19 protein-coding genes and 3 tRNA genes are annotated in these 23507 nt (G+C 57.4%); 4 read left to right on the top strand and 18 right to left on the bottom strand.

The features are described from left to right. The first annotated feature begins 71 nt into the window (after nt 1-71). Nucleotides 72-2003 (top strand): methyl-accepting chemotaxis protein, encoded by a 1932-nt coding sequence (locus AB6V08_RS17050; RefSeq protein WP_368544004.1) that lies wholly within the window; start codon nt 72-74, stop codon nt 2001-2003. Here AB6V08_RS17050 and AB6V08_RS17045 read toward each other — a convergent pair. Beyond that, on the bottom strand, nt 2000-3622 hold the full coding sequence (locus AB6V08_RS17045; protein ID WP_368544003.1) for an isovaleryl-CoA dehydrogenase: 1623 nt from the start codon (nt 3620-3622) through the stop codon (nt 2000-2002). The genes AB6V08_RS17050 and AB6V08_RS17045 overlap by 4 nt on opposite strands. Nucleotides 3623-3829: 207 nt before the next feature. On the opposite strand from AB6V08_RS17045, the gene AB6V08_RS17040 reads away from it, so the two are divergent. Continuing rightward, on the top strand, nt 3830-5104 hold the full coding sequence (locus tag AB6V08_RS17040) for an MFS transporter (RefSeq protein WP_368544025.1): 1275 nt from the start codon (nt 3830-3832) through the stop codon (nt 5102-5104). A gap of 90 nt (nt 5105-5194) precedes the next feature. Here AB6V08_RS17040 and rlmB read toward each other — a convergent pair whose 3' ends face one another. The 5 genes from rlmB to AB6V08_RS17015 form a co-directional block, all read right to left on the bottom strand. Then, entirely contained in the window at nt 5195-5929 is a 735-nt protein-coding gene (gene rlmB / locus AB6V08_RS17035; RefSeq protein WP_010427468.1) for a 23S rRNA (guanosine(2251)-2'-O)-methyltransferase RlmB, read from the bottom strand. A gap of 69 nt (nt 5930-5998) precedes the next feature. Then, nucleotides 5999-8443, bottom strand: a complete 2445-nt coding sequence (gene rnr / locus AB6V08_RS17030) for a ribonuclease R (protein ID WP_368544002.1) — start codon at nt 8441-8443, stop codon at nt 5999-6001. A 38-nt stretch (nt 8444-8481) separates the two neighbouring features. Beyond that, the gene (gene nsrR / locus AB6V08_RS17025; RefSeq protein ID WP_014068620.1) at nt 8482-8907 is read right to left on the bottom strand and encodes a nitric oxide-sensing transcriptional repressor NsrR; all 426 of its coding nucleotides are present in this window, start codon (nt 8905-8907) and stop codon (nt 8482-8484) included. Nucleotides 8908-9099: 192 nt separating this feature from the next. Beyond that, nucleotides 9100-10398 (bottom strand): adenylosuccinate synthase, encoded by a 1299-nt coding sequence (locus AB6V08_RS17020; protein WP_006178975.1) that lies wholly within the window; start codon nt 10396-10398, stop codon nt 9100-9102. A 103-nt stretch (nt 10399-10501) separates the two neighbouring features. Further along, nucleotides 10502-10699, bottom strand: a complete 198-nt coding sequence (locus tag AB6V08_RS17015; protein ID WP_003855996.1) for a DUF2065 domain-containing protein — start codon at nt 10697-10699, stop codon at nt 10502-10504. Nucleotides 10700-10992: 293 nt separating this feature from the next. Here AB6V08_RS17015 and AB6V08_RS17010 point away from each other — a divergent pair, with 293 nt between their 5' ends. Next, nucleotides 10993-11283 (top strand): hypothetical protein, encoded by a 291-nt coding sequence (locus AB6V08_RS17010; RefSeq protein WP_368544001.1) that lies wholly within the window; start codon nt 10993-10995, stop codon nt 11281-11283. A 58-nt stretch (nt 11284-11341) separates the two neighbouring features. Here the strand turns inward: AB6V08_RS17010 and hflC are convergent, their stop codons facing one another. The 9 genes from hflC to nnr form a co-directional block, all read right to left on the bottom strand. Further along, nucleotides 11342-12346 (bottom strand): protease modulator HflC, encoded by a 1005-nt coding sequence (hflC, locus tag AB6V08_RS17005; RefSeq protein ID WP_368544000.1) that lies wholly within the window; start codon nt 12344-12346, stop codon nt 11342-11344. A 2-nt stretch (nt 12347-12348) separates the two neighbouring features. Next, on the bottom strand, nt 12349-13611 hold the full coding sequence (gene hflK / locus AB6V08_RS17000; protein ID WP_368543998.1) for an FtsH protease activity modulator HflK: 1263 nt from the start codon (nt 13609-13611) through the stop codon (nt 12349-12351). Nucleotides 13612-13667: 56 nt separating this feature from the next. Beyond that, on the bottom strand, nt 13668-14948 hold the full coding sequence (gene hflX / locus AB6V08_RS16995; protein WP_368543997.1) for a ribosome rescue GTPase HflX: 1281 nt from the start codon (nt 14946-14948) through the stop codon (nt 13668-13670). 74 nt (nt 14949-15022) lie between these two features. Then, nucleotides 15023-15334, bottom strand: coding sequence for an RNA chaperone Hfq (gene hfq, locus AB6V08_RS16990; protein WP_368543996.1), 312 nt, complete (start codon nt 15332-15334; stop codon nt 15023-15025). 85 nt (nt 15335-15419) lie between these two features. Continuing rightward, complete coding sequence (gene miaA / locus AB6V08_RS16985; RefSeq protein WP_368543995.1) at nt 15420-16370, bottom strand: tRNA (adenosine(37)-N6)-dimethylallyltransferase MiaA; 951 nt, start codon at nt 16368-16370, stop codon at nt 15420-15422. Beyond that, nucleotides 16363-18210 (bottom strand): DNA mismatch repair endonuclease MutL, encoded by a 1848-nt coding sequence (gene mutL / locus AB6V08_RS16980; protein ID WP_368543994.1) that lies wholly within the window; start codon nt 18208-18210, stop codon nt 16363-16365. Before mutL ends, miaA begins: the two co-directional genes overlap by 8 nt. A 9-nt stretch (nt 18211-18219) precedes the next feature. Next, the gene (amiB, locus tag AB6V08_RS16975) at nt 18220-19554 is read right to left on the bottom strand and encodes an N-acetylmuramoyl-L-alanine amidase AmiB (protein ID WP_368543993.1); all 1335 of its coding nucleotides are present in this window, start codon (nt 19552-19554) and stop codon (nt 18220-18222) included. Between the two features lie 16 nt (nt 19555-19570). Further along, nucleotides 19571-20032, bottom strand: a complete 462-nt coding sequence (gene tsaE, locus AB6V08_RS16970; protein WP_368543992.1) for a tRNA (adenosine(37)-N6)-threonylcarbamoyltransferase complex ATPase subunit type 1 TsaE — start codon at nt 20030-20032, stop codon at nt 19571-19573. After that, nucleotides 20025-21551: a bifunctional ADP-dependent NAD(P)H-hydrate dehydratase/NAD(P)H-hydrate epimerase gene (gene nnr / locus AB6V08_RS16965; RefSeq protein ID WP_368543991.1), complete on the bottom strand. Its 1527-nt coding sequence runs from the start codon at nt 21549-21551 to the stop codon at nt 20025-20027. The genes tsaE and nnr overlap by 8 nt, the downstream gene beginning before the upstream one ends. On the opposite strand from nnr, the gene queG reads away from it, so the two are divergent. Then, nucleotides 21550-22689 carry a tRNA epoxyqueuosine(34) reductase QueG gene (gene queG / locus AB6V08_RS16960; protein WP_368543990.1) on the top strand — a complete coding sequence of 380 codons (1140 nt, stop codon included), beginning with the start codon at nt 21550-21552 and terminating at the stop codon, nt 22687-22689. The genes nnr and queG overlap by 2 nt on opposite strands. A 270-nt stretch (nt 22690-22959) precedes the next feature. Here the strand turns inward: queG and AB6V08_RS16955 are convergent. The 3 genes from AB6V08_RS16955 to AB6V08_RS16945 form a co-directional block, all read right to left on the bottom strand. Next, nucleotides 22960-23035 (bottom strand) — tRNA-Gly (locus AB6V08_RS16955). Between the two features lie 156 nt (nt 23036-23191). Continuing rightward, nucleotides 23192-23267: transfer RNA gene (locus tag AB6V08_RS16950), tRNA-Gly, on the bottom strand. 162 nt (nt 23268-23429) lie between these two features. After that, nucleotides 23430-23505 (bottom strand) — tRNA-Gly (locus AB6V08_RS16945). Nucleotides 23506-23507: the final 2 nt, after the last annotated feature.

The following is a 23507-nucleotide window of genomic DNA, read 5'->3' as shown; positions in this document are numbered from 1 at the left end:
TACATTAATTTGATAAATGTTATCCCCGCCCTGCCGTTGAAGAGCCATACCTTTTCAATAATGAGCAATTTATGATCAATTCTTTTCGCCGTGCGGGTCTGGGCACTAAGCTATCGCTGCTTACCGGCGTCAGTGTCGCAATGCTTTTTCTGTTCTTCACGTTTTTGCTGAGCCATAAAACCAGCCAGCAGCTGGAATCTCTGGCGGTGGAAGATCTGCATAACCAGTCCTCCGGGATGGTCGATATGGTGCAGATGTTTAACACCAGCCTGAGCGAAGAGGTTGAAAGCTACACCAGACTGTTCAGCACCTTCCTGCCGCAGCCTCTTAATATCGATACCAGCCAGAGCCGTACCATTAACGGTATGAATGTCCCGCTGTTGAAAGGCGGCGACAGCGAGCTTCATGAAAACAACACCTTCTCTGACGACTTCCTGAGCCGCACGGGGGCGATCTCGACCCTGTTTGTTCGCAGCGGGAACGACTTTATTCGCGTGGCCACCTCGCTGCGCAAAGAGAACGGCGACCGCGCGATGGGCACCGTGCTGGATGCTGCAAGCCCGGCCTTCGCCGCCGTGAGCAACGGCGAGGTTTACCGCGGCCTGGCGCTGCTGTTTGGCAAACGCTACATCACCCAGTATCAGCCGGTGAAAAATAGCGAGGGCCAGGTCATCGCGATCGTCTTTGTCGGCGTCGATATCACCCACTCCTGGAACGTGATGCGCGAGAAAATCCTTAACCGCCGCCTGGGCGAGAGCGGCCATTTCTTCGTGCTGGATCGCAGCAATGGCAAAACGCGCGGGCAGTACCTGTTCCACACCCGCGAAGAGGGGCAGCTGCCGAAGTGGGATAACGCCGTTCAGCAGCAGCTGCTGAGCGATAAATCCGGCACGCTGGAGCGCGTCAGCGACGACGGCCGCACGCTGAAAATGGCCTGGACGCCGCTGCCGGGCTGGAACTGGACCATCGTCGGCGAAGTGGATAAATCGGTGCTGCTGTCCAGCATCAACACGCTGCGCGACCGCTTCCTGCTGGCCGGGTTAGCGCTTTCGGCGCTCTTCGCGGGCCTGTTTGTCTTTATCATTCGCCGGATGCTGACCCGCCCGCTGCGCGACGTTATCCATCTCGCGCGCCAGTATGCCGACGGCGATCTTCGCGCCAACCTGCCCGTCACGCGCCAGGATGAGGTCGGTCAGCTGATCGTCGCGATCAACGGCATCGGCGGCGGATTGCAGAAAATCGTTCGCCAGGTGCGCGAGGCCGCAGGCGAGATCCACATGGGCACTAACGCGCTGGCATCGGACAGCGGGGAGATCTCCGAGCAGATCAACAAGCAGGCCAGCAGCGTGGAGGAGACCTCCGCCAGCATGGAGCAGCTGGCCGCCACCGTGCAGCAAAACGCGGCGAACATGGCGCAAACGCAGCAGCTTGTTGGGGAAACGTCCCGCGCGGTGCATCAGGGCGGTAAAACGGTGACCCACGCGGTCGCCACGATGGACGATATCCGCGATGCCTCGAAACGTATCGAAGACATCACCCGGGTGATTGAGTCGATTGCCTTCCAGACCAACATCCTGGCGCTGAACGCCGCGGTTGAGGCGGCGCGCGCAGGGGAGCATGGCAAAGGCTTTGCGGTAGTGGCTCAGGAAGTTCGCGCCCTGGCGGCACGCAGCGCCAATGCGGTGAAAGAGATTGAGCAGCTGATAGGCGATACGCTCAATAAAGTCAGCGAAGGCCACGCGCTGTCAGAGCAAACGCGGCTGGCGATGAACGACATCATCGTTCACATCGATAACATCAGCCAGCTGGTCACCGAGATTAACCACGCCTCGCACGAGCAATCGGCGGGTATTCACCAGGTTAACCTCGCCATGACGCACATCGGCGAAGCATCGCACATCAACGCCGACCGGGTTTCCCGCAGCGAACAAACGGCGCAAACGCTGCGCGAGAAGGGCTCCCACCTCACGCAACTGGTCAGCCTGTTCCAGCTGAAAGGCTAGCCCACTCTGCCCGTGGCGCGCAGCAGCAGGTCGTTTTGCACCTGCTCGCTGATAAGCGACCCGCCGCGGGCATCCAGCATCATGCGACACCACGCCTGCGCCACCGGCGGCGAGGCGTGTCGCAGCATTTGCCCGCCAGCGCCCAGTAAAAAGAGCTGATGCGTAATCTCCCTGCCCTGCGCCTCCTGGGGCCTACGCAGCTTTTGCTGAAGCTGGCGCCAGCTGCGGTCGAAATGCCTGTCCTGCCCCTTCACCTGGGCAAAATCGTCACTTAACAGCTCGAGAATCCCCGGCTGTTTCATCAGCACCCGCAGCACGTCCAGGCACATGATATTCCCGGAGCCTTCCCAGATGCTGTTCACCGGCATTTCCCGGTACAGCCGCGGGAGTTCGCTCTCTTCGCAATAGCCGGTGCCGCCGAGCACCTCCATCGCCTCCGCCACAAACGGGATGCCGGCTTTACAGACGCTGTACTTCGCCGCCGGGGTGAAAAGCCGGGCCCAGGCCGCTTCCTGCGCGTCTTCACGCTTATCCCAGGCGCGCGCAAGACGAAACAGCAGCGCGGTTTGCCCCTCCAGCACCAGCGCCATACGGCTCAAAACGTCGCGCATGAGCGGCTGATCGATAAGGTTTTTGCCGAACGTTTGCCGCTGATGGGCATGATAAAGCGCCACGGATAGCGCCCGGCGCATCAGCCCGTGGCTGCCCAGCGCGCAGTCGAAGCGCGTCAGGCCGCCCATTTTGAGGATTTGCCGGACGCCTTCCCCCTCTTCGCCCAGCAGCCAGCCGCTGGCGTCGAGAAACTCCGCTTCGCTGCTGGCGTTCGAGCGGTTGCCGAGCTTATCTTTCAGCCGCTCCAGGCGCACGCCGTTGCGCAGCCCGTCGGGCAAAAAGCGCGGCACGAAGAAGCAGGAGAGCCCTCCTTTCGCCTGCGCCAGCACCAGATGCGCATCGCTTTGCGGCACCGAGAAAAACCACTTGTGGCCCACCAGCCGATAGCTGCCGTCATCGCATTTTTCCGCCCGGGTGGTATTGCTTAGCACGTCGGAGCCGCCCTGTTTTTCGGTCATCCCCATGCCGATCAGCAGCCCGCGCTTTTGCCCGCCCGGCGCAAGATGCGGATCGTAGCGATCGCTCATCAGCGGCGTGAGCCAGTCCTGAAACGCTTTCGGAAGCGACTGCTGCAGCAGCGGCGTGGCGGCAAAGGTCATGGTCACCGGGCACAGGGTTCCGGCTTCGACCTGCGAATGGAGGATAAAACGGGCGGCTCGGGCCACAAACGATCCTTTGCGCGCCTCCTCCTCCCACGCCAGATTGTGGACCCGGTTGGCGCATAGCCCCTGCATTAACAGGTGCCACGCCGGGTGAAAACGCACGTCATCGAGGCGCTCGCCGGTGGCGTCGTAGCGCAGCAGCTCCGGGGGATTAACGTTCGCCAGCCTGCCCAGCTCCAGCGATTCCGCCGTACCCAGCTGCTGCCCGATGCTGGCGAGAAGCTCCATATCCCACTCGGCGCCTTCGCGGCTCACGGCGTCGCGCAGCGCGCAGTCAGAGAGGAAAAGATTGCTGTTAGTGAGCGGTGCAGGCTGATTAAAAACGGTATGCGTGTGCCAGCGCATGGTGTGTCCCTCCTTCAATGGCAATGAAGGTAAGTATGGACAGGGTGCGGAGGCGCTGCATGGGAGTGGGGTCACACGCTGGCGATCCCGCTGAAATCATTCGTGAATTAGCTCACAGAACATAAGAATAAACTATTTCACCCGCGATTATTTGTTGAATAATTTATTCAAACACTTTCAGTGAGGATCGCTATGCAACCTACAGCCGTGGCACCGGACGCACACAAACGCGCGCTCATCGCGGGCTCTATCGGGAATTTCATCGAATGGTATGAATTCGCGGTCTACGGTTTTCTGGCAACCGTGATTGCGAAGAATTTCTTCCAGCTTGAAGGGGAAGCGGGGCTGACCAGCCTGATCCTCACCTATGCGTCGTTTGCGATTGCCTTTTTCTTTCGCCCTCTGGGGGCGGTGGTGTTTGGCCGCATCGGGGACAAAATTGGCCGTAAGCCCACGCTGATCGTCGTGCTGGTGCTGATGACGCTCGCCACCGCCGCCATCGGCGTTGTGCCGGTGTATGCCAGCATCGGGATTGCCGCCCCGCTGATTATCACGCTGCTGCGCATATTGCAGGGGCTGTTCGCGGGCGGGGAATACGGCGGGGCCGTCTCGCTGATGACCGAATTTGCCCCGCGCGGCAAGCGCGGCCTGTACGGTGCCTGGCAATCCTTTACCGTGGCGCTGGGGCTGTTAGCGGGCGCGGGCATCGTGGCGCTGCTCTCCGCCCTGCTCACGCCCGAAGCGCTGCACGACTGGGGCTGGCGAATCCCCTTCTTCCTGGCCCTGCCGATGGGCGTGGTGGCCCTCTGGCTGCGCGTCAGCATGGAAGAGACGCCGAGCTTTGTGCATCAGCAGGAAAAGCCCGTCGTGGCGCAGGCGCAAACGGCTGCCACGCTAAAAGCCATCGTGATGGGGATCGGGCGAGTCATGGCGTGGTCCGCTGCGGGGTATACCTATCTGGTGATTATGCCGACCTATCTGCAGTCGGCGCTGCACACCGGGTTCAACCAGGCGCTGCTGATTGCGGTGATTTCCAACATCGGGTTTGCGCTGACGATCATTCCGTCCGGGATGCTGAGCGACAGGCTGGGCCGCCGCACCGTGATGCTTATCGCCACCGGGCTGCTGCTGATCCTCGCCCTGCCGCTGCTTAAAATATTGCAGGCCGAGTCCAGCACGCTGGCGATTAAGGCGATGGTCGTGCTGATCGCGGGCGGCCTGGTGGGAATGCTGGCAGGGCCGGGCCCGGCGATGCTGTCCGAAATGTTCCCGACCCGCGTGCGTTACACCGGTCTTGGGCTGGCCTATTCGTTGTCGAACGCGATTTTCTCGGGCTGTGCGGGGCTGATTATCACCGGGCTGATTAAAGAGACAGGCAATCTGGATATTCCGGCGTACTACGTGATGGCAACGGCGGCGGTGAGTATTGTGGCGCTGATGACGCTCAGAAAGGATGACCATTTGCGGTCGTTAGAGGAGTGAGTTTGTCACCGTCTGGTGCCCTCACCCCGGCCCTCTCCCACGGGGAGAGGGAGAAAACACTAAAGGCCGTCCTTTGGACGGCCTTGCTGTTTATTCTCCGCGCTGACGCACCGCTTCAAACAGGCAGATACCCGTTGCGACCGACACGTTCAGGGACGACACGCTGCCCGCCATCGGGATGCTAATCAGCTCGTCGCAGTGCTCGCGCGTCAGGCGGCGCATACCTTCACCTTCCGCCCCCATCACCAGCGCCAGGCGGCCGGTCATTTTGCTCTGGTAAAGGGTGTGATCCGCTTCACCCGCCGTCCCGACGATCCAGATGTTCTCTTCCTGCAGCAGACGCATGGTGCGCGCCAGGTTGGTCACGCGGATCAGCGGCACGTTTTCCGCTGCGCCGCAGGCCACTTTCTTGGCCGTTGCGTTCAGCTGCGCGGAGCGATCTTTCGGCACGATCACCGCATGGACGCCAGCGGCATCGGCGCTGCGCAGGCAGGCGCCCAGGTTATGCGGATCGGTGACGCCGTCCAGGATCAGGAAGAACGGATTATCCAGTTCGGCGATCAGATCCGGCAGATCGTTTTCCTGATACTGACGGCCCGGCTTCACGCGAGCGATGATGCCCTGGTGTACCGCGCCCTCACTTTTCTCATCCAGGAACTGGCGGTTTGCCAGCTGGATCACCACGCCCTGCGCTTCCAGCGCGTGGATCAGCGGCATCAGACGTTTATCTTCACGTCCTTTCAGAATAAACACTTCCTGAAAACGCTCAGGTGCGCGCTCCAGCAGGGCCTGCACCGCGTGGATGCCGTAAATCATTTCACTCATTGATGGTTCTCGTTATGACTGTACTTTTCCCTCTCCCCGCGGGGGAGAGGGTCAGGATGAGGGGAGAATTTACTCCGCCTGCTGTTTCTTTGCAGCACGCTTCGCTTTGGTCGCGGCGGCTATCTTTTGCGTTTTAGCGGAAGGTTTTTTCGCTGAACGCGCCTCTTTCTTCTCGGCCTTCGGCTTTTTCTTCTTCTCGCCGCGGAAGGCGCTGTCCGGCTCGAAGTTTACCTTCTTGCCCGCCTGACGACGTTTACCGCCGCCCGGTTTACCGTTACCGCCTTTTTTCGCTTTCTCACGCTCGGTTTTGCCGACGTTACGCGGGGCGCGCTCGCTGGAGATCAGGCTGAAGTCGATTTTACGCTCGTCCATGTTCACGGCTTCAACCTTCACTTCCACGCGGTCGCCCAGGCGGTAGGTCTGGCCGCCGGATTCGCCAATCAGGCGCTGCCCGACCTGGTCGAAGCGGTAGTAGTCGTTATCCAGGCTGGAGACATGCACCAGGCCGTCGATAAACAGCTCGTCCAGACGCACGAAGAAACCAAATCCGGTCACGCTGGCGATCACGCCTTTAAAGACGTTCCCAACCTGATCCAGCATAAAGTCGCATTTCAGCCAGTCGGAGACTTCGCGGGTCGCTTCATCGGCGCGACGCTCGGTCATGGAGCAGTGCTGGCCCAGCTGCAGCACCTCTTCCATCGAATAGTGATACCCGCCGGTTTCGGTGGTGTTGCCTTTGTGGCCCTGCTCTTGCGCCAGCAAATACTTAATCGCGCGGTGCAGGGAGAGATCCGGGTAACGGCGGATAGGCGAGGTGAAGTGCGCGTAGGACTGCAGCGCCAGGCCAAAGTGACCGCGGTTTTCCGGATCGTAAATCGCCTGCTTCATGGAGCGCAGCAGCATGGTTTGCAGCATTTCTGCGTCAGGACGATCGCTGATGGACTCCAGCAGCTCGGCGTAATCGCGCGGCTCCGGCTTGCTGCCACCCGGCAGTTCAAGACCCAGCTCGGCCAGAACGGAGCGGAAGGCGGTAATCGCTTCGGTGGTTGGTTTGTCGTGAATACGGAACAGCGCAGGCTCTTTCGCTTTTTCAACGAAGCGGGCGGCTGAGATGTTCGCCAGGATCATGCACTCTTCGATAAGCTTGTGCGCGTCGTTACGCTGGGTCTGCTCGATACGCTCAATGCGGCGTTCCGCGTTGAAGATAAACTTCGCTTCTTCGCTCTCAAACGAGATCCCGCCGCGCTCTTCGCGCGCCTGATCCAGGGTTTTATACAGGTTGTGCAGTTCTTCGATGTGCTTAACCAGCGGGGCGTACTGCTCGCGCAGATCCTGGTCGCCCTGGAGCATATGCCAGACTTTGGTATAGGTCAGACGCGCGTGAGAGCTCATCACCGCTTCGTAGAACTTATACCCGGTCAAACGCCCTTTGGTGGAGATGGTCATCTCACACACCATACACAGGCGGTCAACCTGCGGATTCAGGGAGCACAGGCCGTTAGAAAGCACTTCCGGCAGCATCGGCACCACCTGCGACGGGAAGTAGACCGACGTACCGCGGCTGCGCGCTTCGTTGTCCAGCGGCGTGTGCGGACGGACGTAATAGCTCACGTCGGCAATCGCCACCCACAGACGCCAGCCGCCACCGCGTTTCTTCTCGCAGTAAACGGCATCATCGAAGTCGCGGGCATCTTCGCCATCGATGGTGACCAGCGGCAAATCACGCAGATCCACGCGGCCCACCTTCGACTCTTCAGGCACCTCTTCGCGCAGGCCTTCGATTTGGTCTTCTACGGCTTTCGGCCACACGTAAGGGATTTCATGGGTGCGCAGGGCCATGTCGACGGCCATGCCGGTGCCCATGTTGTCGCCGAGCACTTCAACAATTTTACCCACGGCTTTGGTGCGGCGGGTCGGGCGCTGGGTCAGTTCAACGACCACCACAAAGCCCATGCGCGCGCCCATCACCTCTTCCGGTGGAATCAGGATGTCGAAGCTCAGGCGGCTGTCATCCGGGACGACAAAGCCAACGCCCGCATCGGTAAAGTAGCGGCCCACAATCTGGCTGGTTTTCGGCACCAGCACGCGAACGACGCGCGCTTCGCGGCGGCCCTTACGATCGGCCCCCAGCGGCTGCGCCAGGATCTGATCGCCATGAATACACATCTTCATCTGTTCAGATGAGAGATAGAGATCGTCTTTACGGCCTTCGACGCGCAGGAAGCCAAAGCCATCGCGGTGACCAATGACTATGCCTTTCACCAGGTCGAGGCGTTCTGGCAGCGCGTAGCACTGGCGGCGGGTAAAGACCAGCTGCCCGTCGCGCTCCATTGCGCGCAGGCGGCGGCGAAGGGCTTCAGTTTGCTCTTCACCTTCAATATTTAATTCAACGGCAAGTTCTTCACGATTGGCGGGTTTTTCGCGTTTGGTTAAGTGTTCAATGATGAACTCGCGGCTTGGGATGGGGTTCGCGTATTTTTCAGCTTCGCGTTCCTGGAAAGGATCGTGTGACATATCGGTTCCTCCGTTGTCAGCTCCGGTGGAAATTTTCTTCATTCCACCAGCAATAATTTATAAAGCGGTTGATTCTCTTCAACCAAATCGGCCAGCGTGTAGTTATCCAGTTCCTTGAGAAAACTTTGCACGGCCTTAGAAAGCGCCTGTTTCAGGCGGCAAGCGGGCGTAATGTGGCAGAACTCGCTGCTGCAATTCACCAGAGACAGCGGCTCCAGTTCACGTACCACATCCCCAACCCGGATACTCTGCGCCGGTTTCCCCAGGCGGATCCCACCATTTTTCCCGCGGACGGCAGCAACGTATCCGGCACGACTAAGTTGATTGATTATTTTGACCATATGATTACGGGACACACCGTAGACCTCTGTTACTTCAGAGATACTGGTCATCTTCCCATCGGGTAACGACGCCATGTAGATCAGCGCACGTAAGCCGTAATCGGTGAAACTTGTTAACTGCACATCAACCTCAGGAAAAAGGGAAATCGCGGACAAACCGCAGAGATATTCATTAATGATGATAAACCAGCCAGATAGTTAGCGGCTAATTTATTTGACAGACGGGGCGAAAAAGCGGAGATCCAGGAGCGGTCGCCGGATGGCGCTACGCTTATCCGGCCTACGGGTCTCCCCGCAGGCCAGCAGTCACGAAGATTATGCGTCGAACGGGTCGCGCAGGATCATCGTTTCAGTACGATCCGGGCCGGTAGAAATAATATCGATCGGCACTTCGGTCAGTTCTTCAATACGCTTGATGTAATCCAGCGCCGCCTGCGGCAGGCCGCTACGCTCTTTCACGCCGAAGGTGGTTTCGGACCAGCCCGGCATGGTTTCGTAGATTGGCTCAATGCCTTCCCAGTCGTCAGCTGCCAGCGGAGTGGTGGTCACTTCGCGGCCATCTGGCATACGGTAGCCTACGCAGATTTTCACTTCTTTCAGGCCGTCCAGCACGTCCAGCTTGGTCAGGCAGAAGCCGGACAGGGAGTTGATCTGCACTGCACGACGCACTGCAACCGCATCCAGCCAGCCGGTACGACGACGACGACCGGTGGTCGCGCCAAACTCGTTACCCTGCTTGCACAGGAACTCGCCGGTTTCATCAAACAGCTCGGTCGGGAATGGACCTGCACCCACGCGAGTGGAGTACGCTTTGATGATACCCAGAACGTAATCAACGTAACGTGGACCCAGGCCAGAGCCGGTCGCCACGCCACCTGCGGTGGTGTTGGAAGAGGTTACATACGGATAGGTACCGTGGTCGATATCCAGCAGCGTACCCTGCGCACCTTCAAACATGACGAAATCGCCACGCTTGCGCGCCTGGTCGAGCAGATCGGAAACATCAACAACCATACCGGTCAGGATGTCAGCAATCGCCATGACGTCATCCAGTACTTTCTGGTAGTCAACCGCGTCAGCTTTGTAGAAATTCACCAGCTGGAAGTTGTGATATTCCATCACTTCTTTCAGTTTTTCAGCGAAGGTCGCTTTATCAAACAGGTCGCCCACGCGCAGACCGCGACGTGCAACTTTGTCTTCGTAAGCCGGGCCGATACCACGACCGGTGGTGCCGATAGCTTTCGCGCCGCGTGCTTTTTCGCGCGCAACGTCCAGCGCCACGTGATAATCCAGGATCAGCGGGCAAGCTTCAGAGAGCAGCAGACGCTCACGAACAGGGATACCACGGTCTTCCAGACCTTTCATCTCTTTCATCAGTGCAGCAGGAGACAGCACAACACCGTTACCGATGATGCTGGTCACGTTTTCGCGAAGAATGCCTGATGGAATAAGATGGAGGACGGTTTTTTCACCGTTGATTACGAGAGTATGGCCTGCGTTGTGACCGCCCTGGTAGCGTACAACATATTTAGCCCGTTCAGTCAGAAGATCAACAATCTTCCCTTTACCTTCGTCACCCCATTGGGTGCCCAGTACGACGACGTTGTTACCCATTTTTTCAAAATCACCGTTTGCTTAAAAATGGATTCTACCATCGCTTTTTCAGATATACAGCACTTTTTGACCCTTAAATGTGCCAAATCCGACCACTTTTTGATCAGCCAATCGTTTTCCTCAACATGTAGTAGATAACGATACCGGCAACCACAAGTCCGCCACCGAAACGGCGCAAAATATTATCGGGAAGCTGGCTCATGGTGGCGATCATTCGACGCCAGGCACGCGGGTACAGCATCGGGCCTAACCCTTCCAGGACTAAAACCAGCGCCAATGCCAGCCAGATTGTTGAATTCATTTTTCACCCTTATGTAAGCCCAGCGGGATGCTGGCCATCTCTTATCTTTTCTCACTTCATAAACGCTTCACATTGTCAGTTAACATCGCCCTTCTATGAAATGACTTTGTGAAGTGGAATATGTAACCCATTGTTTCTTATCACTTCATAATGACATCAGCGCCAGCCCAATTATGAAGTAACCTCACGAAATAAAATTCATAATCAACTGTATTGAAAGAAATTATTAAAATTGCAAGTATGCCACCGCGTATCAAGCTGGATACGAATATAAGATAATTAGGATGATTATAATGAGAGTATTAACCGCAACTGAAATTGAAACGGTAAGTGGTGCTGGCTGGCTGAAAAACAACCTGGCCTCTCTGGGAAGCAAAATTGGCGCAGCGGTTTGGGCAAACAGCGGCAGCCTGTTTGACATCTCTCTGCCACTGGTTGGCACCGTTAGCCTGACCACTCTGGCACCAGATCTGGGCAAAACCATCGGCGAATCTATGGGTGCAAACCTGGGCGCTGACATCGAAAACACCCTGGCAAACGTGCCGGTGATCGGTGGCCTGCTGAACAAACTGCTGGGCAACTAATCCCGTCAAGATATAAAAAAGGCGCCCTGTGAGGCGCCTTTTTTTATTTCATCGTCAATCAACGCGTGGTCGTTTCCGGTGATTTCATGTAGCGGAAGAAATCGCTGTCCGGGCTCAGCACCATCACATCCTGATTGCTCTGGAAGCTGCTTTCATAGGCGCGCAGGCTACGGATAAAGGCGTAGAAGCCTGGATCCTGGCTGAATGCATCCGCAAACAGCTTAGCGGCTTCGGCATCGCCTTCACCACGAAGGATACGGCCCTGGCGCTCAGATTCAGCAAGCGTCTTGGTGACTTCGTAATCTGCCGCCGCGCGCAGTTTCTCAGCTTCTTCCTGACCCTGCGAACGGTGACGACGCGCTACCGCTTCACGCTCGGCGCGCATACGGTTGTAGATCGCTTCGGACACTTCCGCAGGCAGGTTGATCTGCTTGATACGCACATCGACAACTTCGATACCCAACGCCGCCATACTGTTCGGGTTGATTACCGGAACTTTACCGTTGGTTTCAGTCTGAACACGCTCAGCGGCTTTGGCGATAGCGTCATCCGCTGCCGGCGTAGCCACTTCGTCTTCCGTGCCCGCTGTACCGGAGTTCAGCGCGTCGCGCACTTCCAGGGTCAAACGACCGCGGGAGTCGGTCACGATGTCCTTCACGTCCAGACGACCAATCTCGGAACGCAGACGGTCAGAGAACTTACGTTTCAGCAGAACTTCTGCCTGAGAAACGTCACCACCGCCCGTTGCCAGGAAGTAGCGGCTGAAATCACTGATGCGCCATTTGATATAGGAATCGACGATCAGGTCTTTCTTCTCTTTGGTCACGAAGCGGTCAGCCTGGTTATCCATGGTCTGAATACGCGCGTCCAGCGTTTTCACGGACTGGATAAACGGCACCTTGAAGTGCAGACCCGGCTCATAAATCACCGGACGCTTGTCGCCGTCACGCACCACGCTGCTGAACTGGAACTTGATGCCGCGCTCGCCCTCTTTCACCACAAAGATAGAGGTATAAAGCACGACCAATACGATAACGATGATCGCAATAACTGACTTACGCATCCTTATTCCCCCTGACGCTGGTAGTCGTTACGCTGCGCGTTAGCACGGCGTTGGTCCATGATGTCACCATCGTTCGAAGAAGGCGTTGTTGTCGCGCTGGAGCTACCAGAGGACGCTGGCGGCAGACGCAGCAGGTTGTTTGCACCGCTGTTATCCGCCTTTGACGCAGGGGCAGAGCCGCCTTTCAGCATCTGATCAAGCGGAAGCACCATCAGGTTTCCACCTTTGCTGTCGTTAACCAGCACTTTACGCGTATGGCTCAGCACTTTTTCCATTGTCTCGATATACAGACGCTCGCGGGTAATTTCCGGAGCCGCTTTATATTCCGGCAGGATCCTCGCGAAGCGAGCCACTTCACCCTGAGCTTCCAGGATGGTCTGGGTCTTGTACGCGCGCGCTTCTTCAAGAATACGCTGCGCCTGACCGTTAGCACGTGGCTGAACTTCGTTGGTGTACGCTTCCGCTTCACGGATGTACTGCTGTTCGTTTTCACGCGCGGCAATCGCATCGTCAAACGCGGCTTTCACCTCTTCCGGCGGACGAGCGGCCTGGAAGTTGACGTCCAGCAGGGTGATACCCATGTTGTACGGGCGAATGGTCTCTTCCAGCTCGCGCTGGGTATCGCTACGAATAACGGTACGACCTTCGGTCAGAATACGGTCCATGGTGTATTTACCAATCACGCCGCGCAGGGCGCTATCGGTCGCCTGACGCAGGCTGTCATCGGCACTGGTCACGCTAAACAGATAACGTTCTGGATCGGTCACGCGGTACTGCACGTTCATCTCAACGCGCACGACGTTTTCGTCAGAAGTCAGCATCACGCCTGATGCCGCCAGCTCGCGAACGGATTCCACGTTGACGGCGGTGACGTCGTCAATGAAGGTCGGTTTCCAGTTCAGGCCCGGCTCAACCAGATGGCTGAACTTGCCGAAACGGGTTACCACGCCGCGTTCTGCTTCTTTAATGGTGTAGAATCCGCTGGCAGCCCAGATGATTACCACCGCCGCGGCAACGATGCCCACGATGCGGCCACCCATTTGCGGGCGCGGCCCCTGAGTGGAGTTTCCACCCGAGCCATTACCTTTTCCTCCGCCAAGGCCACCAAGCTTTTTGCTCAGCTTGCGGAAGATATCATCCAGATCCGGCGGCCCCTGCTCGCGACCACCTTTGTTGCCATTTCCCCCAGAGTTGCCGCCTTGATTATTGCTGCTTCCCCACGGGTCGCGGTCTTGTCCGTTGTTACCGGGCTGATTCCACGCCATGTATATGCTCCATATTTGTTATGCAAGGGCGAATTATTCAGGCATCCCCTTTCTGATCAGACGATATAGTCGACCAGCGCAGGTTCTTGTTTACAGAGGCGACGCCAGTCAACGATCGGCATACGCACCTGCATCCCCACGCTGCCGTCATCCTCCATCCACTCTTTTTCTATCGCCTGAAGCTGATAAAACCGGCTGCGCAGCCTGCCTTCCTGTGGCGGCAATCGCAGCGTGTGCTGGGCTACCTCACCGGAAAGACGTTCTGTCAAAGCCTGGAAAAGCAGTGGCACACCAACACCGGTCTGGGCAGAAAGCCAGACCCGAATCGGTTTGTTCTCTTCATCTCTGTCGATACGCGGTTCGAAATCGTCCAGCATATCGATCTTGTTCATCACCAACAGCGTTGGGATTTCGTGGGCGTCGATCTCTTCGAGCACCACATTTACGGCATCAATGTTGTCCTGCACACGCACGTCTGCGGCGTCTATCACGTGCAGCAGCAGCGTTGCCTGTCGCGTTTCCTGCAAGGTGGCCTTAAAGGCCGCCACCAGGTCATGCGGCAGATGGCGAATAAAGCCTACGGTATCCGCCAGAACGGTTTCACCGACGTCCGCTACGTCAATACGACGCAACGTTGGGTCCAGAGTCGCAAACAGCTGGTCTGCGGCATAAACCTGGGCCTCAGTAATCTGGTTAAACAGGGTGGATTTACCGGCGTTGGTATACCCCACCAGCGACACCGTCGGGATGTCGGCCTTCGTGCGCGAACGACGTCCCTGCTCACGCTGTTTCTCAACGCGTTCGAGGCGCGAGAGGATCTGGGTAATACGGCCACGCAGCAAACGGCGGTCGGTTTCGAGCTGGGTTTCACCCGGACCGCGCAAACCAATCCCGCCTTTTTGTCTTTCAAGGTGGGTCCAGCCACGCACGAGTCGCGTCGCCAGATGGCGCAGCTGCGCCAGTTCAACCTGCAACTTACCTTCGTGGGTACGCGCACGCTGAGCAAAAATATCTAAAATCAACCCCGTGCGATCGATAACACGGCATTCGCAAAGAGCTTCCAGGTTGCGTTCCTGGGCCGGAGACAGCGCATGATCAAACAACACGACTGATGCGCCGGTTGCTTTTACGGCATCCGCAATTTCAACTGCTTTACCTTCACCAACAAAATACTTTGGGTGCGGCGCTTTACGGCTACCGGTAATCACCTGCATTGCTTCGACACCGGCGGAAGAGACCAGAGCTTCAAACTCCTGGAGGTCTTCCATATCTTTGTCTTGCGAAAAATAGATGTGTACCAGCACCGCCTGCTCACCGGCATCATAACGGTCAAACAAGCGTAAACCTCTCTAAAAAGATCAGCGGGGAACGCAGGATCCCTGGCTCCCCGTGTGGATAACAGCCAGAGACCTTATTCGTTCTCTTCGCTGTCCTGCGCAGGAGCAGAAGAACCCTGCGCGTTGCTGCCGTGATGGTAGTTACTACCAGTGCCGCCGCCAGCGTTATTGCTGTGATGGGATACCGGACGGGACGGAACAACAGTAGAAATAGCGTGCTTGTAGACCATCTGGCTGACCGTGTTTTTCAACAGGATCACGAACTGATCGAAAGATTCAATCTGACCTTGCAGCTTAATACCATTCACCAAATAAATAGAAACTGGAACACGTTCCCGACGCAATGCGTTCAGGAACGGATCTTGTAAAGATTGCCCCTTAGCCATTCTATCTTTTCCTTATATGCTTGTTTTGTACTTAGAACCTTGCGATTCTGAAAAATTGCGCACGATACGGCTTAATTGTACACATTCAGTGAGCGATATCACCAACAACCTGAATGACTTCGTTTAGCGCTTGTTGTGGTTTTTCACTGTCTAACCAATGAACTCCTTCCCAACCGCGTAACCAGGTTATCTGGCGCTTCGCTAACTGCCTCGTGGCGCAAACACCTCGATAAACCATTTCATCGTATGAAATCTCACCTTCAAGATACGACCACATCTGGCGGTATCCCACACAACGAATGGAAGGCATGTCCGTATGCAAATCTCCACGGGCAAAAAGCGCCCGCACTTCTGCTTCAAAATCTGAAGCTAACATCTGATGAAAACGCTGCTCAATTCGCTGATGGAGCAGTTCACGGCTCGCCGGGGCGATGGCGAACTGATGCACCTGATACGGCAGAGCTTCTCCTGACGTTTGCGTCAGTTCCGTTAAAGTTTTACCCGAAATGAAAAAAACTTCCAGTGCCCGGGAAAGCCTTTGCGGATCATTTGGATGAATCCGTGCTGCGGCAACCGGGTCAATCTCCGCCAGTTGCTGATGCAAAACGTCCCAACCCTGCTCTGCTGCCTGCTGCTCAATTTTGGCTCTCACTTCCGGATCGGCTGATGGCAGAGGCGATAAACCCTCCAGCAGCGCCTTGAAGTAGAGCATTGTTCCGCCAACCAGTAGCGGTATGCGCCCCGCGGCGGTGATCTCGGCCATCTGTTCCAGCGCATCGCGGCGAAAATCTGCTGCTGAGTACGCCTGTGCCGGGTCGAGAATGTCCAGCAAGCGGTGCGGTGCCGCGCGCAGTTCCTCTGCGTCTGGCTTTGCCGTACCGATGTCCATCCCTCGATAGATGAGGGCAGAATCAACGCTAATCAACTCTACAGGCAAAACTTTACGTAACTCAATGGCTAACGCCGTTTTGCCGGAGGCCGTTGGCCCCATTAAAAAAATTGCCTTAGGCAGGCTCGCCTTGCTTACGTCAATCATGTTTTAGGGCGGTCATCGCCGTTTGTAAATCAACAGGTTGTAATAATCCACCCGGCGGCGCTTTTACCAGGTGCGGGCAAAGGCGTTCAACCTCAGCCAGCACGGTAATGGCCTGCGCCATACTCCACGGATTGTGCTCGCTCGCCAGATGGCGGGCGATCCACTGCGCGGTGTTAGCGGCATCAAACGTCGTTTGTTGCGCCAGGTAGCCTATCAGTTCAGGAATCAAGTTTTGTAAATTTTGTTGGCGTAAGGGTAAAGGCACTGCACGAATTGTCACATGTTGCGCCTCTAACACAAACTGAATGCCCATTTCAGCCAGCAGCGCCGTAGCCTGCTGTAATACAACCATTTCCTGTGGGGATATCTTCAGGCGAACCGGAATTAACAGCGGCTGCGCGCAGGCGGCATTGGCCCCAGGCGTAAGCTGCACCTGCTTAAGCCAGCGCTCCGCAACCGGCAGCGCCAGCAGCATCAGCTTGCCATCGCGTTCGAGCAGCGCCATGTCCGGGGCAATAATCGTCAACACCCGGCCAAAGCTCTGGCTGTGTCCATCCAGCGACGGGGCGGGCGCCACAACGGGCTCTTTGCGCTCCAGCGCTGGCGTATCCAGCAGCTTGCGGTACAGCGCCCCCTGCTGTTTTTGGTAGCCAGGCTGCGCGTTCGGGTAGTTCGCCCCGGTAGGACGTGGCGCGCTGCTGCCCGCCGCGGTATAACGCGGCGCGGCGGTTTCACGCGCCTCGGCAGGTTCGGCAAAATGGTTACGCCCCGCCGCGACGCGGTTTTCAGGGATCGGACGCGGCGCAGCGGGCTCGTTTTCCAGCGGCAGCGTCGGCTCGGTCTGCTGCTGCAGTACGCTCAGCACGCCCTGATAGATGAAATCATGCACCAGCCGCGACTGATGGAAGCGCACCTCGTGCTTGGCGGGATGCACGTTAACGTCAACCTGATGGGGATCGATTTCCAGATAGAGCACGAAAGCGGGCTGCTGATCGGCGCCCAGCTTGTCTTCGCAGGCCTGGCGGATCGCATGGTTTATCAGGCGATCGCGCATCATTCGGCCATTCACATAGCAGTACTGTATCTCGGTGAAGGCCGCGCTCGACACTTTCGGATCGGCCACCCAGCCGCGCAGGGCCAGATCGCCGTGCTGCCATTCGATAGCCAGCGCCTGTTCCAGAAACGGCGTTCCGCAGATAGCCCCTAAGCGGCGCTCCTTCTGACCGCCCTCCGCCACGGCGCGATACTGGCGTATCACTTTGCCGTTATGGCTGAGGTTGATAGTGACATCGAAACGGGCCAGCGCGATGCGGCGGATAATCTCATCGATATGACCAAACTCAGTCTTCTCGGTACGCATAAACTTGCGTCGGGCAGGCGTGTTGTAGAAGAGATCCAGCACTTCCAGCGTCGTCCCCACCGGGTGCGCGGCGGGTTTTACCGTCACGTCCATGTCGCGCCCTTCGGCGTAGGCCTGCCAGGCTTCCTGCTGTTCGGCGGTGCGGGAGGTGAGCGTCAGACGGGAGACAGAGCTGATACTGGCCAGCGCCTCGCCGCGAAACCCGAGGCTGATAATAGCTTCGAGGTCGTCAAGGGAGGCGATTTTACTGGTGGCATGACGCGCCAGCGCCAGCGCCAACTCGTCCTTTTTGATACCACAGCCGTTGTCGCGAATGCGGATAAGCTTTGCGCCACCGCGTTCGATATCAATATCGATGCGGGTTGCGCCCGCATCGAGGCTGTTTTCCACCAGCTCTTTCACTACCGACGCAGGGCGTTCCACCACCTCACCGGCGGCGATTTGGTTCGCGAGCTGCGGCGGTAGAACCTGAATCGGCATGACTTCTCCTTAATTTGTTGCGGTCATCTCGCCCGGCACGGCGGCGCTGGCCGTCTGAGCGGCGCCGCCCTGCGGTGCGGACTGCAACGGATGGGCGTCAAAGTATTGACGCAGGCCGTTATAAATCGCCTCGGCAATCTTCTGCTGATAGCTGTCGCTGCCCAGCAGGCGCTCTTCACCGTTGTTACTGATGAAGCCGGTTTCCACAAGAATGGACGGAATATCCGGTGAGCGCAGTACGCCCAGGCTGGCGTGTTCCGGACGGCGCTTATGCAGCACGCCCACGCTTTGCAGCTGGCTCAATACGTTAGTGGCGACATCATACCCGACCCGCTGCGAATGACCGAATTGTAAATCCAGCACCGCCTGGCTGAGATACGGGTCGGCCTGGCTATTGGCCAGCACGTCTCCGGCACCGCCCAGCAGTTCAGACTGTTTCTCGTGCTGCTCAAGCCAGCCGGCCATTTCGCTGTTCGCGCGGCGGTTGGAGAGCACCCAGACGGAAGCCCCGGTCGCATCGCGGTTCGGCGCGGCGTCCGCGTGGATCGACACCAGGAAGTTCGCGTTCTGCTTGCGCGCCACGTCGGAGCGCCCCATCACGGAGATAAAGTAATCGCCGTCGCGGGTCAGCACGCCTTTAAACATCGGGTCGTCGTTCAACAGCGCGCGAAGCTTGCGGGCGATGGCAATGGTGACATTTTTTTCCTGCGTGCCGCCCGGGCCGATGGCGCCAGGATCCTGCCCGCCGTGCCCGGCATCGATCGCGATAATGACCTTATCGCCGCTTACCGCACGCGCGGTCGCCGCAGGACGGGTTACCGTGTTGCTGCTGGTCACGCTGGTGATGCGGTCGCTGTCGGATTTAAACGGATTGCGCGCAGGTGCGGAGGGACGCGGTGTATAAACCGGTTCTTCGACGCGTTTCGCCACAACCGGAGGCGGCGGCGGTGGAGGCGGCGCGTCAGCGTTGATGGTAAAGACCACAGTATAATTGGCGCCATTCTGCTGCTTCACCGCCTGCGTCTTGCCCTTTTCGGTCAAATCGACCACCAGCCTTAACGACTGGTCGTCTTTTGGCGTCCCGGAGCGAATGCGTTTAACCAGGTTATTCCCGCTAAACTGGAGCGGTAGCCCCTGGATCACGCCGGACTGTTTGATATCCAGCGCGACGCTGTGGCTATCGACTTGTGAAAAAGCATACTCAGGATCGCCCATGAAGCTGAACGTGATCCGGGCCTGATTCTCCCCGTTCGACACCTGAATATCCGAGAGGCTTGCCGCACCGGCGTGCGCGCACAGCAGCACCGTTGCAGCCAGTAACCAACCTTTAACGCGATTAATCATCCCGTCATCCCTAAGCTTAACCGGCTAAACGAGCCAGTAAGGAATTACCTGATGAGGAAACAGCACTGATGCGTGCCTCACGCCCTTGTGCCTGGTAATCTAAGTGAATTTTGACATCCGGGTCAGGCAACACACCCGCACCTTGTTGCGGCCACTCCACCAGGCAGATGGCATCGTTGGCAAAGTAATCACGGATCCCCATAAATTCCAGCTCCTCCGGGTCCGCAAGGCGATATAAATCGAAGTGATACACCATTAAATTTTCGAGCGTATACGGCTCAACCAGGGTATAGGTCGGGCTTTTCACGTTCCCGCTATGGCCTAACGCCTGCAAGAAACCGCGGCTGAAGGTTGTTTTACCCGCGCCTAAATCACCGTACAGATAAATGACGGTTGCACCCTGACAGGCCTGCGCCACGCGCTTGCCGAGATCTAAAGTGGCTTGTTCATCAGGTAAAGGAATCGCTCGATTAGTCATTTTCTACGTCAATCACATCCGGGTTAACAACACGCCGCAGCGTGCAAAAAAGATCGGTGGCCAGCATGCCGCGCGTTCCGTACCGCGCCGCAAGCCTGTCTGCGGCGGCACCGTGAACCACGCAGCCCGCGCAGGCTGCATCATAAGGGGTAAGTTTCTGTCCGAGCAATGCGCCGATGATGCCGGAGAGCACATCGCCCATACCGCCGCTCGCCATGCCCGCATTCCCGGCATCGATGATCCCCATCGCGCCAGATTCACAGGCGACGACCGTTCCCGCCCCTTTCAGGACTGCAACACCCCCGTAACGTTTTACCAGACGCTGAGCAGAAAGTAAGCGATCGCTTTCAATTTCTGCGACGCTACAATTGAGCAATCGCGCGGCTTCGCCGGGGTGTGGCGTCAGGATGCGATTGTGACGCTTATCAGGGTTGATTGCCAGAAGGTTCAGCGCGTCGGCATCCCAGAGCATCGATTTACGAAAATTCTCGACCTTTTGCAGCGCCTGCTTGCCCCAGGCCTGCTGTCCCAGCCCCGGACCGATCGCCACCACATCCGCCCATTCGAGGCTCTCCTCCAGCGACTGCGGCGTGAGCTCATGCACCATCAGCTCCGGCCTGGCGGTAATAATCGGCGCAATATTTTCGCTGCGCGTGAGCACCCGCACCAGCCCGGCGCCGCTGCGCAGAGCGGCTTCTGCGGTCATCCGAATAGCCCCCGCCGTGCCGTGGTCGCCGCCGATAATCACCAGCTTGCCGTGATCGCCCTTATGGGACGTGGGGCGACGCGGCGGGAGCCACTGCGAAAGCTGCGAAGCATCAAACCGGGTGAGGCGGGTTTCCTGCCCGGCAAGCCAGCTCTCCAGCCCTAACGCGTTGTGGTGTAGCTCTCCCACCACATCCCGCGCTTTTCCGGTCAGCAGGCCGGGCTTGAGGGCAATAAAGGTCACCGTATGAGCAGCCTGGATCACCGCGCCCGGCGTCGCTCCGGTCTGAGCGATTAATCCCGAGGGAATATCCAGCGCTACCACCGGCGCAGGATGCGCGTTCGCGCGTTCAATCAGGGTGGCAGCCATGTCGCGCGGGGCGCTCTGGAGCCCGGTGCCGAGCAGGCCATCGACGATAAGGTCAATCTCGTCAGGCCAGATGATATCTGCGGCATGAATAACGCCGCCCGCGTTCAGCCAGGCCTCCCGCGCCTCACTGGCCTCTTCCGGCAAAGGTTTATCGCTTTCAAGCGCCAGCAGGGTGACGCCTATCCCCGCCGCTACCGCCAGACGCGCCACCACGTAGCCATCGCCGCCGTTATTGCCGTGGCCGCATAGGATAAGCCAGTGCGTCGAATCGGGATACGCGCCGCGGGCAGCGGTGAAAGCCGCCTCGCCTGCGCGGAGCATCAGTTCATAAAGGGTTATGCCGAGAGCGTCAGCGGCCTCTTTTTCAGCGCGCCGGAGGTCATCCGCATCCCAGATGGAATGTGGTATACTTGCGGGGTTTTTCTTCACAGTATGGTCCGTCATGTCACAGCCCCTCGATCTCAATCAGTTAGCGCAAAATATCAAACAGTGGGGCGCTGAGCTTGGCTTCCAGAAAGTCGGCATTACGGACACCGACCTTTCCGCCAGCGAGCCGAAACTGCAGGCCTGGCTGGACAAACAATACCACGGCGAAATGGAGTGGATGGCGCGTCATGGCATGATGCGTGCGCGTCCACACGAGCTTCTGCCGGGCACGTTGCGCGTCATTAGCGTGCGGATGAACTACCTGCCAGCTAACGCGGCCTTTGCCCGCACGCTGAAAAATCCCTCGCTGGGTTACGTCAGCCGTTACGCCCTGGGGCGTGATTACCATAAGCTTCTGCGTAACCGCTTAAAAAAACTCGGGGAAATGATTCAGCAGCACTGTGTTTCGCTGAATTTTAGACCCTTTGTGGATTCTGCGCCTATTCTTGAGCGCCCGATCGCTGAAAAAGCCGGGCTTGGCTGGACAGGTAAGCACTCACTTATCTTGAGCCGCGATGCCGGGTCATTCTTCTTTCTGGGCGAGCTGCTCATTGATTTACCGCTGCCGATTGACGGCCCGGTAGAAGAAGGCTGCGGGCGCTGCGTGGCCTGCATGACCATCTGTCCAACGGGCGCTATCGTCGAGCCTTACACCGTTGACGCACGCCGCTGCATCTCGTATCTCACCATTGAGCTGGAAGGGGCGATCCCGGAAGAATTTCGCCCGCTGATCGGCAACCGTATCTACGGCTGCGACGACTGCCAGCTGATCTGCCCGTGGAACCGCTATTCGCAGCTCACTGATGAAGAAGATTTCAGCCCGCGTAAGGCGCTGCACGCCCCGCCGCTCATCGAGCTGTTCGCCTGGACCGAAGCCTGGTTCCTGAAGGTGACGGAAGGCTCTGCTATCCGCCGTATCGGGCACCTGCGCTGGCTGCGAAACGTGGCCGTCGCGCTGGGCAACGCCCCCTGGGATGAAGCCAACATTCAGGCGCTCGAAAGCCGCAGAGGTGAGCACCCACTTCTCGACGAACACATTGAGTGGGCGATTGCGCAGCAAATTGAGAAGCGAAATGCCTGCGTCGTGGAAGTGCAGTTGCCGAAAAAACAGCGTCTGGTGAGGGTGATTGAAAAAGGTCTTACGCGGGATGCCTGATATATTCACAGCCTGTGTATAAAAATACAAACTCAGCTGCCATCAGGCTTTGCAAACAGATCAAGTGATCTCAATAACATTTTGAAATCAAATTTTAGCCAATAAATTCAAATTGTTATGAAGATACTATTCACCCTGCGAAGTTTTCATGCCTTTCAGAAAAACCGCGCCATCTGTGGATAAGTCTGTTTAAAAGAGTATTTCAGATGAAATAGAAAACGTCCCCAACGAGTGATTTCGCTGTGGATAATTTAGAGAGTGAGAAGAATTTGGAGCGGGAAACGAGACTCGAACTCGCGACCCCGACCTTGGCAAGGTCGTGCTCTACCAACTGAGCTATTCCCGCTTAATCTGTGTCTTTCAAGCTGCCACTGCGTTGGCTGCCTTCACTCACCTTAGTCACTTACTTAAGTAAGCTCCCAAGGATTCGTTCAGTTGCCGCCTTGTTGCAACTCGAAATCCCACGATTTGGTGGTCTGTATCTTGCGATACTTTCAAATTTTGGAGCGGGAAACGAGACTCGAACTCGCGACCCCGACCTTGGCAAGGTCGTGCTCTACCAACTGAGCTATTCCCGCTTAATCTTCGTCTTTCAAGCTGCCACTGCGTTGGCTGCCTTCACTCACCTTAGTCACTTACTTAAGTAAGCTCCCAAGGATTCGTTCAGTTGCCGCCTTGTTGCAACTCGAAATACTGCGATTGGGTGGTACTGCATGTATCTTGCGATACTTTCCAAATTTTGGAGCGGGAAACGAGACTCGAACTCGCGACCCCGACCTTGGCAAGGTCGTGCTCTACCAACTGAGCTATTCCCGCAA

Source organism: Enterobacter soli (genome assembly GCF_964208575.1).
Taxonomy (GTDB): domain Bacteria; phylum Pseudomonadota; class Gammaproteobacteria; order Enterobacterales; family Enterobacteriaceae; genus Enterobacter; species Enterobacter soli_A.
This window is presented reverse-complemented; position numbering and strand designations above follow the sequence as displayed.